At 68.8% G+C, this 12,947-nt stretch carries 12 protein-coding genes and 1 tRNA gene; 6 read left to right on the top strand and 7 right to left on the bottom strand.

Annotated features, from left to right (window positions below):
• Positions 1 to 11: 11 nt before the first annotated feature.
• A complete protein-coding gene (gene grpE, locus ACZ7LS_RS15335; protein ID WP_382524280.1) occupies positions 12 to 674 on the bottom strand; it encodes a nucleotide exchange factor GrpE in 663 nt (220 codons plus the stop codon).
• Positions 671 to 2,533: a molecular chaperone DnaK gene (dnaK, locus tag ACZ7LS_RS15330; protein ID WP_382524279.1), complete on the bottom strand. Its 1,863-nt coding sequence runs from the start codon at positions 2,531 to 2,533 to the stop codon at positions 671 to 673. The genes grpE and dnaK overlap by 4 nt, the downstream gene beginning before the upstream one ends.
• A 267-nt stretch (positions 2,534 to 2,800) precedes the next feature.
• Here dnaK and ACZ7LS_RS15325 point away from each other — a divergent pair, with 267 nt between their 5' ends.
• The 4 genes from ACZ7LS_RS15325 (at position 2,801) to ACZ7LS_RS15310 (ending at position 8,745) form a co-directional block, all read left to right on the top strand.
• Positions 2,801 to 3,427, top strand: coding sequence for a sugar transferase (locus ACZ7LS_RS15325; protein WP_382668955.1), 627 nt, complete (start codon positions 2,801 to 2,803; stop codon positions 3,425 to 3,427).
• A 264-nt stretch (positions 3,428 to 3,691) separates the two neighbouring features.
• Positions 3,692 to 6,001, top strand: a complete 2,310-nt coding sequence (locus tag ACZ7LS_RS15320; RefSeq protein WP_382668958.1) for a (Fe-S)-binding protein — start codon at positions 3,692 to 3,694, stop codon at positions 5,999 to 6,001.
• A 314-nt stretch (positions 6,002 to 6,315) separates the two neighbouring features.
• Positions 6,316 to 7,518 carry an FG-GAP repeat domain-containing protein gene (locus ACZ7LS_RS15315; protein WP_385131301.1) on the top strand — a complete coding sequence of 401 codons (1,203 nt, stop codon included), beginning with the start codon at positions 6,316 to 6,318 and terminating at the stop codon, positions 7,516 to 7,518.
• A 255-nt stretch (positions 7,519 to 7,773) separates the two neighbouring features.
• Entirely contained in the window at positions 7,774 to 8,745 is a 972-nt protein-coding gene (locus tag ACZ7LS_RS15310) for a Yip1 family protein (RefSeq protein WP_385131299.1), read from the top strand.
• 103 nt (positions 8,746 to 8,848) lie between these two features.
• Here the strand turns inward: ACZ7LS_RS15310 and ACZ7LS_RS15305 are convergent, their stop codons facing one another.
• From ACZ7LS_RS15305 to ACZ7LS_RS15295, 3 genes are all read right to left on the bottom strand, one after another.
• Complete coding sequence (locus tag ACZ7LS_RS15305) at positions 8,849 to 9,346, bottom strand: phosphoribosyltransferase (RefSeq protein WP_129769923.1); 498 nt, start codon at positions 9,344 to 9,346, stop codon at positions 8,849 to 8,851.
• 7 nt (positions 9,347 to 9,353) lie between these two features.
• Positions 9,354 to 9,929: a dCTP deaminase gene (dcd, locus tag ACZ7LS_RS15300; RefSeq protein WP_129769924.1), complete on the bottom strand. Its 576-nt coding sequence runs from the start codon at positions 9,927 to 9,929 to the stop codon at positions 9,354 to 9,356.
• 69 nt (positions 9,930 to 9,998) lie between these two features.
• Positions 9,999 to 10,232: a hypothetical protein gene (locus tag ACZ7LS_RS15295; protein ID WP_382524347.1), complete on the bottom strand. Its 234-nt coding sequence runs from the start codon at positions 10,230 to 10,232 to the stop codon at positions 9,999 to 10,001.
• A gap of 254 nt (positions 10,233 to 10,486) precedes the next feature.
• Between ACZ7LS_RS15295 and ACZ7LS_RS15290 the strand changes: the two genes are divergently transcribed.
• Positions 10,487 to 10,560, top strand: a tRNA-Gly gene (locus tag ACZ7LS_RS15290).
• A 309-nt stretch (positions 10,561 to 10,869) separates the two neighbouring features.
• Here the strand turns inward: ACZ7LS_RS15290 and ACZ7LS_RS15285 are convergent.
• Complete coding sequence (locus tag ACZ7LS_RS15285) at positions 10,870 to 12,033, bottom strand: tyrosine-type recombinase/integrase (protein ID WP_385131295.1); 1,164 nt, start codon at positions 12,031 to 12,033, stop codon at positions 10,870 to 10,872.
• A complete protein-coding gene (locus tag ACZ7LS_RS15280; protein WP_385131292.1) occupies positions 12,033 to 12,245 on the bottom strand; it encodes an excisionase family DNA-binding protein in 213 nt (70 codons plus the stop codon). The genes ACZ7LS_RS15285 and ACZ7LS_RS15280 overlap by 1 nt, the downstream gene beginning before the upstream one ends.
• A 278-nt stretch (positions 12,246 to 12,523) precedes the next feature.
• Here ACZ7LS_RS15280 and ACZ7LS_RS15275 point away from each other — a divergent pair, with 278 nt between their 5' ends.
• On the top strand, positions 12,524 to 12,715 hold the full coding sequence (locus ACZ7LS_RS15275; RefSeq protein WP_385131289.1) for a hypothetical protein: 192 nt from the start codon (positions 12,524 to 12,526) through the stop codon (positions 12,713 to 12,715).
• Positions 12,716 to 12,947: the final 232 nt, after the last annotated feature.

The raw sequence follows: 12,947 nt of genomic DNA, 5'->3' as shown, positions 1-12,947 counted from the left end.
CGCCCGCCGCGTCAGCCCTCTTCCGGGCCACCGCTCTCCTTGTCGCCGGCGGACTCCGCGGGCTCGTCCGCGCCCTTGGGCTGGGCCCCCGGCTGGGGCTCGGCCACCGCGACGCGGGCGGGCCTGATCGTCCGCTCGCCGAACCGGTACCCAGGCTGGAGGATCGCGACGCACGTCGTTTCCGTGACATCCGGCGCGTACGAGTGCATCAGGGCCTCATGGATCGTCGGATCGAAGGGCTCGCCCTCCGTACCGAACTGCTGGAGGCCCAGCTTGACCGTGACCGCTTCCAGCGACTCGGCCACCGACTTGAACCCGCCGACCAGTTCCTCGTGGTCGCGCGCCCGGCCGATGTCGTCCAGGACCGGGAGCAGTTCGGTCAGCAGACTCGCGACGGCGATCTCCTTGACCGTGACCCGGTCGCGCTCCACCCTGCGGCGGTAGTTCTGGTACTCGGCCTGGAGCCGCTGGAGGTCTGCCGTGCGCTCGTTGAGCGCCGTACGGACCTGGTCCAGCTGCGCCGTCAGGGCGACTTCCTGTACGTCCCCGCCCGGGGACGCCGGGCCCGGCTCCGCTGCGGAGTCGGACTCGGCGCCCTTCGACGCGGCATCTTCGGGGGTCGCGCCGGAGGGAACGTCGGGCTTCTCCTCGAAGCCCGGGGTCTCCTCCGTCACGCCGCACCGTCCTTCTTGGGCTTCTCGTCGTCCACGATCTCGGCGTCGACGACGTCGTCATCGGCCTTGGCCTGCCCGGCGCCCGCGCCGGCCTCGGCACCCTCGCCGCCCGCGCCCGCGGACGCCTGGGCGTCGGCGTACATCGCCTGTCCGAGCTTCTGGGAGACGGCCGCGACCTTCTCCGTGGCGGTACGGATCTCGGCGGTGTCCTCGCCCTTGAGCTTCTCCTTCAGCTCGGCGATGGACGTCTCGACCTCGGTCTTGATGTCGCCGGGGACCTTGTCCTCGTTGTCCTTGAGGAACTTCTCCGTCTGGTAGACGAGCTGCTCGGCCTGGTTGCGGGTCTCCGCGGCCTCGCGGCGGCGGTGGTCCTCGTCCGCGTACTGCTCGGCCTCTTCACGCATCCGGTTGACCTCGTCCTTCGGCAGCGAGGAGCCACCGGTGACGGTCATCTTCTGCTCCTTGCCGGTGCCGAGGTCCTTCGCGGCCACGTGCATGATGCCGTTGGCGTCGATGTCGAAGGCGACCTCGATCTGCGGCACACCGCGCGGCGCGGGCGGCAGACCGGTCAGCTCGAACATCCCGAGCTTCTTGTTGTACGCCGCGATCTCGCGCTCGCCCTGGTAGACCTGGATCTGCACCGACGGCTGGTTGTCCTCGGCCGTCGTGAAGATCTCCGAACGCTTCGTCGGGATCGTCGTGTTGCGCTCGATCAGCTTGGTCATGATGCCGCCCTTGGTCTCGATACCGAGGGACAGCGGGGTGACGTCGAGGAGCAGGACGTCCTTGACCTCGCCCTTCAGGACACCGGCCTGGAGCACGGCGCCGATGGCGACGACCTCGTCGGGGTTGACACCCTTGTTGGCCTCGCGGCCACCGGTCAGCTCCTTGACGAGCTCCGCGACGGCGGGCATACGCGTCGAACCACCCACGAGCACCACGTGGTCGATCTCGGACAGCTGGATGCCGGCGTCCTTGATGACGTTGTGGAACGGGGTCTTGCAGCGGTCGAGCAGGTCCGCGGTCAGCTGCTGGAACTGCGAGCGCGTGATCTTCTCGTCGAGGTGCAGCGGGCCCTCGGCGGACGCCGTGATGTAGGGCAGGTTGATCGTCGTCTCGGACGAGGACGACAGCTCGATCTTCGCCTTCTCCGCGGCCTCGCGGAGACGCTGGAGAGCCATCTTGTCCTTGGAGAGGTCCACGCCGTGGCCGTTGGCGAACTGCTTCACCAGGAAGTCCACGAGGCGCTGGTCCCAGTCGTCACCACCGAGGTGGTTGTCACCGTTGGTGGCCTTCACCTCGACGACGCCGTCACCGATCTCCAGCAGCGAGACGTCGAAGGTGCCGCCACCGAGGTCGAAGACCAGGATCGTCTGGTCGTCCTTGTCGAGCCCGTAGGCCAGGGCGGCCGCCGTCGGCTCGTTGACGATACGCAGCACATTGAGGCCCGCGATCTCGCCGGCCTCCTTGGTGGCCTGACGCTCGGAGTCGTTGAAGTACGCGGGGACGGTGATCACCGCGTCGGTGACCTTCTCGCCCAGGTACGACTCCGCGTCCCGCTTCAGCTTCTGCAGCACGAAGGCCGACATCTGCTGCGGGTTGAAGTCCTTGCCGTCCAGGTTGATCTTCCAGTCGGTGCCCATGTGGCGCTTGACCGACCGGATGGTCCTGTCGACGTTCGTGACTGCCTGGCGCTTGGCGACCTCGCCGACGAGCACCTCGCCGTTCTTGGCGAAGGCGACGACGGACGGCGTGGTCCTGGCGCCTTCGGCGTTGGTGATGACGGTGGGCTCGCCGCCTTCGAGAACGCTGACGACGGAGTTAGTCGTGCCCAGGTCGATGCCGACCGCACGTGCCATTTCGATTCCTCCAGCTGACTTGAGTGGAACTGACTCAAGGATGCATGACGGATCCCGGGGAGTCAAAGGACCTGAGTCGATGAGACTCAACTATCGTGCGCCGGACCGGTCTCGGGACACCTCCGGACGCGCCTGAGGGGCCCGCCTACCCGATCCTCACACCTTCACCATGCGATCGTTCCGTGGCAAAAGCACCAAAACAAACGAAACTACCGCTGAACGTAGCTGAACGTAATAGAGCAGATATAGCGAACAGAACGGTCAGGTGTGACCTTGAAGCGACGCCCCACGGCATGGCGCCCGCCCCACCTCCCGGAGCCCAAGCGCCTGCTGGATCTGACCCTCGGCTCGGCCCTCCTGGCGCTGACCGCGCCCCTGCTCGCGGCGGCCGCCCTCACCCTCGCGCTGTCCCGGCCGGCCGGGGGCGTTTTCGTACGCGACTACCGCACAGGACTCAACGGCCACCCCTTCCTGCTGAGTTCCCTGCGCACCCGCCTCTTCCGGCTCGACCTGCTCTCCCGGCTGCCCCATGTCGTACGGGGCGAGCTGTCCCTGGTGGGGCCGGCGCCCCTGAAGACCGGCTCCCCCGCGGGCGCGGCGCCCTGGCGGCAGCTCGTACGGCCCGGCCTGACCGGGCTCGCGCAGGTACGGCGCCACTCGGAGCTGCCGTGGGACGAGACGGCGCTGCTCGACCAGCACTACGTGGAGCACCACTGGATCGGCCTGGACCTCGCGATCCTCGCGCGTACGCCCGGGAGCGCGCTGAGGGCGTCCGGTGGGGCCGGGGCGGTCCGGAGGGCCGAGACAGCCAGGAGGGCCGGGGCGGTACGGAGAGCCAGGACAGCCAGGAGGGCCGGGGCGGTCCGGGTGATCCGGACGGCCCGGTTTCCCTAGGGTCCTGGCCGCCAGGACGGCCCGGCCTCCCTGCGACTCCTGGCCGCCAGGAGCGCCACGTTTCCCTGAGGCTCCCGGCCGCCAGGACGGCCCGGTTTCCCTGAGGGTCCCCTGAGCGACACAGATCACCGGTTCCGCCGCTACATTGCGGCTGGATAAGTGGGTAACCTCAGCACGAAACGATTAAGTTACCGCTTAGTAAGCAGCATTGGCAGTGCAGCGTCAAGCAGTGCTGAGCAGCAGCAGTTGGCCCGAGGAGCCCCCATGCAACTCGCCGCGATCATCGTGTCGCTGGTACTCGCCGTCGTCGGTGTGGCGCTGTTCGGCCGAGCCATCGCGCAGATCTACCGCTTCGTACGGCTCGGTCAGCCCGTCCCCGCCGGCAAGCGGACCGATGAGCCCGCCCAGCGCACCCTGACCGTGGCCAAGGAGTTCCTCGGCCATACCCGGATGAACCGCTGGGGCGTGGTCGGCGTCGCGCACTGGTTCGTCGCGGTCGGCTTCTTCTCGCTCGTACTGACCCTGGTGAACGCCTTCGGGCAGCTCTTCCAGGCCGACTGGCTGCTGCCGGTCATCGGCGACTGGACGCCGTACGAGGTCTTCGTCGAGCTCATCGGCCTGCTCACCACCCTCGGCATCCTGACCCTGATCGTCATCCGGCAGCTCTCGCTCCCCAGCCGCGCCGGCCGCAAGTCCCGTTTCACGGGCTCGAACTTCGGCCAGGCGTATTTCGTCGAGGCCGTCATCCTCGTCATCGGCCTGGCGATCCTGGTCCTGCGCGGGCTTGAGGGCGCGCTGCACCACGTCGACTCGTACCAGGCGGCGTATCTGGTCTCGTACCCGCTGGTCGCGGCGTTCGACGGGCTCAGCCTCAGCACCCTGCAGAACCTGGTCTACCTCGTCGCGCTGATCAAGCTCGCGACATCCTTCATCTGGATGATCACGGTCGCGCTCAAGACCGACATGGGCGTCGCCTGGCACCGCTTCCTCGCCTTCCCCAACATCTGGTTCAAGCGCGAGGCGGACGGCGGGACGGCGCTCGGCGCCCTTCAGCCGATGACGAGCGGCGGCAAGGAGATCGACTTCGAGGACCCGGGCGACGACGACGTCTTCGGTGTCTCCCAGATCGAGCACTTCTCCTGGAAGGGCCTCCTCGACTTCTCCACGTGCACGGAGTGCGGCCGCTGCCAGTCGCAGTGCCCGGCCTGGAACACGGGCAAGCCGCTCTCCCCGAAGCTCCTGATCATGTCGCTGCGCGACCACGCCCACGCCAAGGCGCCGTATCTGCTGGCCGGCGGCGGAAAGACGATGGAGGGCGAGGAGAAGGCCACCGAGGAGCAGCTGGCCGGGGTGCCCGCCGCCGCCCTCGCCGAGGCCGAGCGCCCGCTGATCGGGACGCTGGAGGCCGCGTCCGACGGCGGTGCCGCCATGGGCGGCGTCATCGACCCGGACGTGCTGTGGTCCTGCACCACCTGCGGCGCGTGTGTCGAGCAGTGCCCGGTGGACATCGAGCATGTCGACCACATCGTCGACATGCGCCGCTACCAGGTGATGATCGAGAGCGCCTTCCCGAGCGAGGCCGGGACGATGCTCAAGAACCTGGAGAAGAAGGGCAACCCCTGGGGTCTGGCGAAGAAGCAGCGCCTGGAGTGGACGAAGGAGGTCGACTTCGAAGTACCGGTCGTCGGCAAGGACATCGAGGACCTGACGGAGGTCGACTACCTGTACTGGGTCGGCTGCGCCGGCGCGCTGGAGGACCGGGCCAAGAAGACCACCAAGGCCTTCGCGGAGCTGCTGCACATCGCGGGCGTCAAGTTCGCGATCATGGGCGGCGACGAGAAGTGCACGGGAGACTCGGCCCGCCGCCTGGGCAACGAGCCGCTGTTCCAGCAGCTCGGCCAGGAGAACGTGGCGATGCTGAACATGGCGTACGGCGAGGACGATGACGACGAGACGACGAAGAAGCCGAAGTCGTCGAAGAAGATCGTCGCGACCTGCCCGCACTGCTTCAACACGATCGCGAACGAGTACCCGCAGCTCGGCGGCGAGTACGAGGTCATCCACCACACGCAGCTGCTCCAGCACCTCGTGGACGAGGGCAAGTTGGTGCCCGTGACACCGGTCGAGGGTCTGATCACGTACCACGACCCCTGCTACCTGGGCCGGCACAACAAGATCTACACACCGCCGCGCGAGATCATCGCGAAGGTGCCCGGTCTGCGGAACGAGGAGATGCACCGCCACAAGGAGCGCGGCTTCTGCTGTGGCGCGGGCGGCGCGCGGATGTGGATGGAGGAGCGGATCGGCAAGCGCGTCAACGACGAGCGGGTGGACGAGGCCCTTTCGCTGAACCCGGACATCGTGTCGACGGCCTGCCCGTTCTGTCTGGTGATGCTCACCGACTCCGTCAACGGCAAGAAGAACGACGGCCGGGCGAAGGAGTCTCTCCAGGTGGTGGATGTGGCGCAGCTGCTGCTCGACTCGGTACGGACGCCGGCGGGGCCGGAGGGCTCGGAGGAGCGGGAGAGCGCGCCGGACCCGGACCCGGATCCGGAGCCACAGCCGGTGAAGTAGGAGTGGGCGGGCGTACGTGACGTGGGCGCCGTGGGCGCCGTACGTCGGAGAGCGGCCGGATCTGCCTCGGGGGCGGGTCCGGCCGCTCGGCGCGTGGGGCCGGGGCCGGGCGGGCGAGGACTGGGGCACCATGTGACGACTGGAGCCGGCGCGAGGGGCCGGGCGGATCGGGCGGACGGGTCGGGTGGAGCATGCGCGTACGCGTGACGGCGACGGCTTCGACGACGGCCCAGGCGATACCCCCGGCAACGGAGCCGACGACGGCTTCGACGACGGCTTCGACGACGGCTTCGGCTCCGGCTCCCGCTTCGTCAGTGGCAAGGCGCAGGGTCCGTGGGGCCGCGTGCGCGGCGGTGTGCGCGGTTGTCTGCACGGCACTGCTGCTGTCGGGCTGCTCCGCTTCCTCGTCCTCCACGTCCTCCGACCGGTCCGCGGGCGACGGCCGGGACCGGCCCAAGGGCACGGCAGCCCGCAAGAACGGCGACACCGCCCCGTTCTCCGGCCGCTCCGGCGCCCCGGGCCGTACCGTACCGCGCGGCAAGGGCAGCCGTCTCCCCGACGACTTCAACGGCGACGGCCACCGTGACCTCGTACTGAACGACCTGGTCAGGGCCCCGGGCGACACCTACGGCGAGGACGGTGGCATCGGGATCGTGTACGGCACCGCCGCGGCCCGCGGGCTCGATCCGGCCGTACGCCAGCTCCTCAGCCCGCGGAAGCACGGCGCCCGCGTCGACGGCACCCTGCCCGCGGCGTTCGACGCCGAGGCCGCGTGCGATCTGGACGGCGACGGGTTCGGGGATCTGATCGTCGCCACCGACCCGCCGTACGACGGGATCGGCGCCCCTCCCGTTCCGCTCCAGATCCTCTTCGGCGGTCCCGACGGCCTCGGCGCGCGCGGTACGGGAGGTGGTGACGGGACCGGCGCCAGGGCGGTCGTCCTCCGGATCCCCACCGATGCCCGCGCCGGAAACGAGTGGCCCGACCACCCCGTCTGCGGCGACTTCGACGGCGACGGCGCGACGGACCTCGCCGTGACCGCGAGCGCGGGCCAGGTGAGCCACCTCAGGGGACCCTTCAGCCGCACCGGCGCCCCGCGCGCCGCCTCCGCGCCGATCCCGGGCGGCGGCCCGGTCCTCGAAGCGCCCGCGCCCAAGGCCGATGTGAACGGTGACGGCTACGACGACCTCCTCCACCACACCTGGGCCCGCACGCCCGGCGGCGCGGCGAAGGGCGGGCTGCTGCTCGGCGGCCCGGAGGGTCCGACGCGCGAGGGGGGCGCGTACCGCTTCAAGGCCGTACGGTTCCCGACCCCGCCCAGACTCCCGTCGGGGTCCGGCCGGGCCGTGACGGAACTCCTCAGCACGGCCGAGTTCACCGGGGACCCGGGCGGGGACGAGCGCCAGGACCTGGTGACGCGCACCCACCGGGGGCAGCGGACGGATCTGATCGCGCTGTACGCGTCGGGGGCCGGCCGGCCGGTGATCACGTTCAGTACATCGATCTTCCTCGGCTAGTCCGAGGCGACGGACGGCCACGGACGGCACGGCACGGGGCGGGCCGCGGGCGGACCGGGAGCGGGCCACGGACGGACCGGAACCGGGCCACAGACGGGCCGGGAGCGGGCCACGGGGAGGCGGGGGGCAGGCCACGGACGGGCCGGGGGCAGGCCCCATAGGGTTCCCCTAGGGGATGTCACAGCTCGGCCGCAAAGAACCTCCCTTTCCCCACCTCAGCAGCCCCGCCCGCCCGAAGCGGGTACGTTCGATCGCGTGGCTGGATTCAGGATCGGACGCGGCCGGGACAACCGCACCCCGCAACAACAACCGCAGCGGCAGCAGCAACAGCCGTATGGACGGCAGGCGCCGCCGCCCCCGGGCTACGGGGGCGGGCACCAAGCCGCGCCCCCGTACGGGCAGCAGCAGTGGCCTCCCACGGGCGGCGCACCGAACGGATACGCCGGCGGGCACGGCGGTGGTCATGGCGAGCCGGAGTACTTCGGCGACCCGTACGGCCAGCAGGGCCCGCACGGGCAGCCCCCGCAGGGCGGTCACGGCGGACACGGCGGACATGGCGGGCACGGCGGTCAGTCCGGCGACCCGTACGCCAACAACGCCGGTCATACGCAGGCGTTCAGCGTCAACGAGGACCCGTACGGCGACGGCACCGCCTACCGCGCCGGCGCGGCCGCGGCCCCCGCGGGCCCCCGGCTGCACTGGAAGGAACTGCTGAGCGGCGTCGTCATGCGCCCGTCCCAGACGTTCCTGGGGATGCGCGACTACCCTGTCTGGGGCCCCGCCCTGATCGTCACGTTCCTCTACGGCCTGCTGGCGATCTTCGGCTTCGACACGGCCCGAGAGGACGCGATCAACGCGACCCTCTCCACGGCCATTCCGTACGTACTGACCACCGGCGTCGCCTTCGTCATCGGCGGTCTGATCCTGGGCGCGGTGACTCACACCCTGGCCCGCCAGCTCGGCGGCGACGGCGCCTGGCAGCCGACCGTGGGCCTGTCCATGCTGATCATGTCGATCACGGACGCGCCGCGCCTGGTCTTCGCGCTGTTCCTGGGCGGGGAGAACTCACTGGTGCAGGTGCTCGGTTGGCTCACCTGGATCGCGGCGGGCGCGCTGCTGACGGTGATGGTGAGCAAGTCGCACGACCTGCCGTGGCCGAAGGCGCTGGGCGCGTCGGCGATTCAGCTGATCGCGCTGCTGTCGCTGCTGAAGCTGGGCACGCTGTAGCCGCACCTGGCAGCACGAAGGCACACAGCGCACAGCACACGGCACACGGCTCACAGAAGGGGCCCGGACAGAAATGCCGGGCCCTTTCGCGATGTGCCGGACGTCAGGCGTCGAGGACCTGCCCGCTGCGGCGGACGACAGGCGGCTCGACGCTCCAGGGGAAGTTGATCCAGTCGTCGGTGCGCTTCCAGACGTACTCGCACTTCACGAGGGACTGGGGCTTCTCGTAGATGACGGCGCTGCGCACCTCGGCGACGTGGTCTATGCAGAAGTCGTACACCAGCTTCAGCGTCTTGCCGGTGTCGGCGACGTCGTCCGCGATGAGGACCTTCTTGTTGGAGAAGTCGATGACGTTGGGAACGGGCGCGAGCATGACGGGCATCGCGAGCGTGGTCCCGACGCCGGTGTAGAACTCGATGTTGACCAGATGGATGTTCTTGCAGTCCAGGGCATAGGCGAGACCCCCGGCGACGAAGACACCACCGCGCGCGATGCTCAGGACGACATCGGGCTCGTACCCGTCGTCCGCGATCGTCTGCGCCAGCTCGCGGACGGCGCGGCCGAACTTCTCGTAGGTGAGGTTTTCTCGGGGCTCGGTCATGCCGGCATCACACCTGTGTCCGGTGGAAATTGAGATACGAGCGGGACGCGGTCGGCCCCCGCTGCCCCTGATACCGCGAGCCGTACCTCTCGGAGCCGTACGGGAACTCCGCCGGCGAGCTGAGCCGGAACAGACACAGCTGCCCGATCTTCATCCCGGGCCAGAGCTTGATCGGCAGCGTCGCCATATTCGACAGTTCGAGCGTGACGTGCCCGGAGAACCCGGGGTCGATGAAGCCCGCGGTCGAGTGCGTCACCAGCCCGAGGCGCCCGAGGCTGGACTTCCCCTCCAGCCGGGAGGCGATGTCGTCGGGCAGCGAGATGACCTCGTACGTCGACGCGAGCACGAACTCCCCGGGGTGCAGGATGAACGGCTCGTCGCCGTCCGGCTCGACGGTACGCGTCAGATCGACCTGCTCGACGGCGGGATCGATGTGCGGATAGCGGTGGTTCTCGAACACCCGGAAATACCGGTCGAGCCGCACGTCGATGCTGGAGGGCTGCACCATCGACGCGTCATACGGTTCGAGGCGTACGCGTCCGGAGTCGAGCTCGGCCCGGATGTCCTTGTCTGAGAGAAGCACGCCCCGAGGATACGCAGAGCGCGCGAGCCCACCCCAATCGGGCGGCCCCGCGCGCCTGAACCACCACGGTCAGTGCCGCTCCACCGCCAGCGCCTCCACCGCCGCCGCGTCCACCCTCACAGCCTCCACCGCCCCATCCACCCGCTCCACGGGCACGGCATGCCGCAACCGCGCACACCGCGGACACCGGATGAGCCGCCCGGGGCCGATGCGCCCGGAGTCGAGCTGCTGCATCGGAAACGTGGCGGTACTGAACACATGCCCTTCGGCACAGCGGACGACGGTGCGCTCCATCAAGTCCATCAAGTCCCTTCCCCAACAAATGCGGACGAAAGCCCACACTAGGGGATGAAGGGAAGCCACCCGTCAACGGCACTCCGCCCCCGACCCTACGCCCCAACTCCCGCCCCCACCGGCCACATCCCCCACCACACCCCACCCACCCGAAGCACCCCCCACACCACCCGGCAACACCACGGGCCCCACGGCGCAATACGCCCGGGGCCCGCGATGAGGTAGAGTGTCCGACGATGCGAAGCCGCACAGCGGCTCGCCTCGCGGGTGTAGTTTAATGGTAGAACATGAGCTTCCCAAGCTCAGAGCGCGAGTTCGATTCTCGTCACCCGCTCCACGACGAAGGCCCAAGTCAGCGACTTGGGCCTCCTTTGTTGTCTAGACCATTTCTTGTCTCGCCAGCCCTCCACCAGCCCTTTCTACTGGCAGAAGCGCGATTTCGGCGACGTCTCGCGCGACGCGCGAGCCTTTCCGCGCTGAACTTCTCGAATGACGAGACGCATTTCCTGTGAGCTGGGTCACAGGAGGGTGAGGCGTTGCGGCATTGCGAAAGCGATGCGGCTGCCCGCAAACTCCGCCGGGAGCACGGAGCGGAGACAGAACCGCTGTTGCTGAGCGGTCCCGCCTCCGCCACACCGCGACGACCTCAGCCGGAGTGCTTCCGCGTCTCTGCCTGGGCCTGCCCGGCGGCTTCGCCGCGCTGCTGCCGGACTTCGGCGTCGATGGTCTTCGCCAGCTTGCGCTGGTGCTTCTTCTTGGAGTGCTGGTAGATCAGTTGTGCCTTCGGGCTGGACTGGCCCGCCCGGACCATGAGGTCCTTGAGCTTCGCGCCCGAGTCAGCCGCCAGGGTGTTGCCGGTGTGGCGGAGATCGTAGAAGCGGAAGCTGTCCGGCAGACCCGCCGTAGTCCGCGCCTTGCGCCACTTGCGCCCGAAGGAAGACCGGCGCAAGGCGGCTCCGCGCTCGCCGACGATGAGCAGTCCGTCCGGTTCCTTCTCGGCGAACCACTGAAGGTGGCGACGCAGCTCGGGCACCACGAAGTCGGGCAGGTAAACCGCCCGCTTCCCTGCGCGCGACTTCGGTGCCCCCACGACCTTCTGGCCGTTGGTCAGCTCCGGTGCGGCTCGCCTGATCCACACGACGCCTTCGTCGAGGTCGATATCACCGCGCCGCAGCTCCGCGAGTTCTTCAGGGCGGAGGGACGCGAAGGCGCCCAGGAAGATCATGATGCGCCAGCGCGGTCCGATCGCCTCGGCCAGCGCGTAGACCTGATGGATCTCGGCGACATCGCGCTCGTCCGCCTCCTCCTTGCCGGCGCCCTTGATACGGCACGGATTGCTCTTGAGGAGTTCGTCGTCGACCGCGGTCTGGAGCACCGCCTTCAACAGACGATAGGACTTGGCCACTGTCGTCTTGGCGCCGTTGGTCGCCTTGAGTCGTTCGGCTCGCCACACGCGTACATCCGCCGGCTGGATGTCGTCCAGGTCCCACGCGCCGAACGCGGGCAGGATGTGGAGCCTGAGCAAGCGGGTGTACAGATCCTCGGTGGTCGCCGCGAGGCCGCGCTCCCGAACCCACTTGTCGGCGAAGTCCTCGAAGTTGACCGCTCCGGCGTCGGGGTCGGTCCAGTGCTTGCGCTCTATGTCCGCCTGGGTCAGCGTGAGCCAGGTCGTCGCCTCCGTCTTGGTCTCGAAGGTATGTGGCGCGTAGCGCCGTACACCGTCCGGAGCCCAATAGCGGGCCTGGAAGCGTCCCGACTGGGTCTTGCGCACGCTGCCGAACGCGCGCCGCCGCTGCGGCTTGCGCGGCATCAGGCGGCCCTGCCGTAGCTCGGCCGACCCCGTCGTGCGGGCTGAACGGTGTGGGCTTCGATGTACGCGGTGAGAGCGCTCTCGGCAATGCGGACGTGGCGTCCGACCTTGACGAAGACGATGCGGCGTTCGGCCACGAGGCGGCGGACGAAGCGCACGCCTGTGCCGAGTCGTTCGGCAGCCTCGTCCACGGTGAGGAGGCGGTCAGCCATGCAGCGTCACCTCCTTCGCGGCACGCGTGGTCCGAGCGGAGCCATGGGGTATCGCTGGCCGGCGCAAGGCGGGGTCCTCTCTTCGCAGGCATGTGGCACGGCAATGCCGGCCTGCGTGGTCGATCGCACGGGATGGCGGTTGGTTACGGGCACCCACCCCTGTTTGTCTGCCAGGGAAGGGAGTTGAGTTACGCGTCGCTGCTGGGGCCGTTCTCACTGGCCGAGCCGCCTGGGGACACGGTGGTGTTGATCATCGGGCTGCCCAAAGCGCCTCCTCGGTGGCCGAGTTGGCGCTGGCCGATGCCTTTTTGAGCGCGGGGGAATTCAACGGTGCTGCGACCCTGAATTCCTTCCGGGCACATTGCGAGCGTCTGTTTTCCATGACCAAAGGTGTACCTCGCGTTCGCCGGTTTGGTGAACCGGCGTTCTGCGGCTATGTTGCGCCCCGCTTCACCGTGGAAGGGAGTTGAGCCGGACTCCTGAGGGCGCGGCCATGAGTGGTGGATTCGATCGCCGGGGTATGGCCTGACGTGGGGTTATGTGTTGTAGCTCGGGTCACGACGGCTGCGCAAGATATCTTCGATGTGATGCTTCTGGCTTTGCCGATGCTCGGGCTTTTTTGTCGACCGGCGTTTCGGGTCTACCGTTATATGCAAGCCGCGCAGAAGGTGTTCGCCGACAGCTGTCCGCTTTCTCTGGCGA

It is taken from the genome of Streptomyces sp. NPDC039430, assembly GCF_055639435.1.
Note: the sequence above shows the minus strand (reverse complement) of the source record. Positions and strands in the feature narration are given on the sequence as shown.

Coding starts and splice junctions, on each gene's coding strand:
- dnaK (WP_382524279.1), bottom strand. CDS start 2,533: ATGGCACGTGCGGTCGGCATCGACCTGGGCACGACTAACTCCGTCGTC.
- ACZ7LS_RS15320 (WP_382668958.1), top strand. CDS start 3,692: ATGCAACTCGCCGCGATCATCGTGTCGCTGGTACTCGCCGTCGTCGGT.
- ACZ7LS_RS15305 (WP_129769923.1), bottom strand. CDS start 9,346: ATGACCGAGCCCCGAGAAAACCTCACCTACGAGAAGTTCGGCCGCGCC.
- ACZ7LS_RS15295 (WP_382524347.1), bottom strand. CDS start 10,232: ATGGACTTGATGGAGCGCACCGTCGTCCGCTGTGCCGAAGGGCATGTG.
- ACZ7LS_RS15285 (WP_385131295.1), bottom strand. CDS start 12,033: ATGCCGCGCAAGCCGCAGCGGCGGCGCGCGTTCGGCAGCGTGCGCAAG.
- ACZ7LS_RS15280 (WP_385131292.1), bottom strand. CDS start 12,245: ATGGCTGACCGCCTCCTCACCGTGGACGAGGCTGCCGAACGACTCGGC.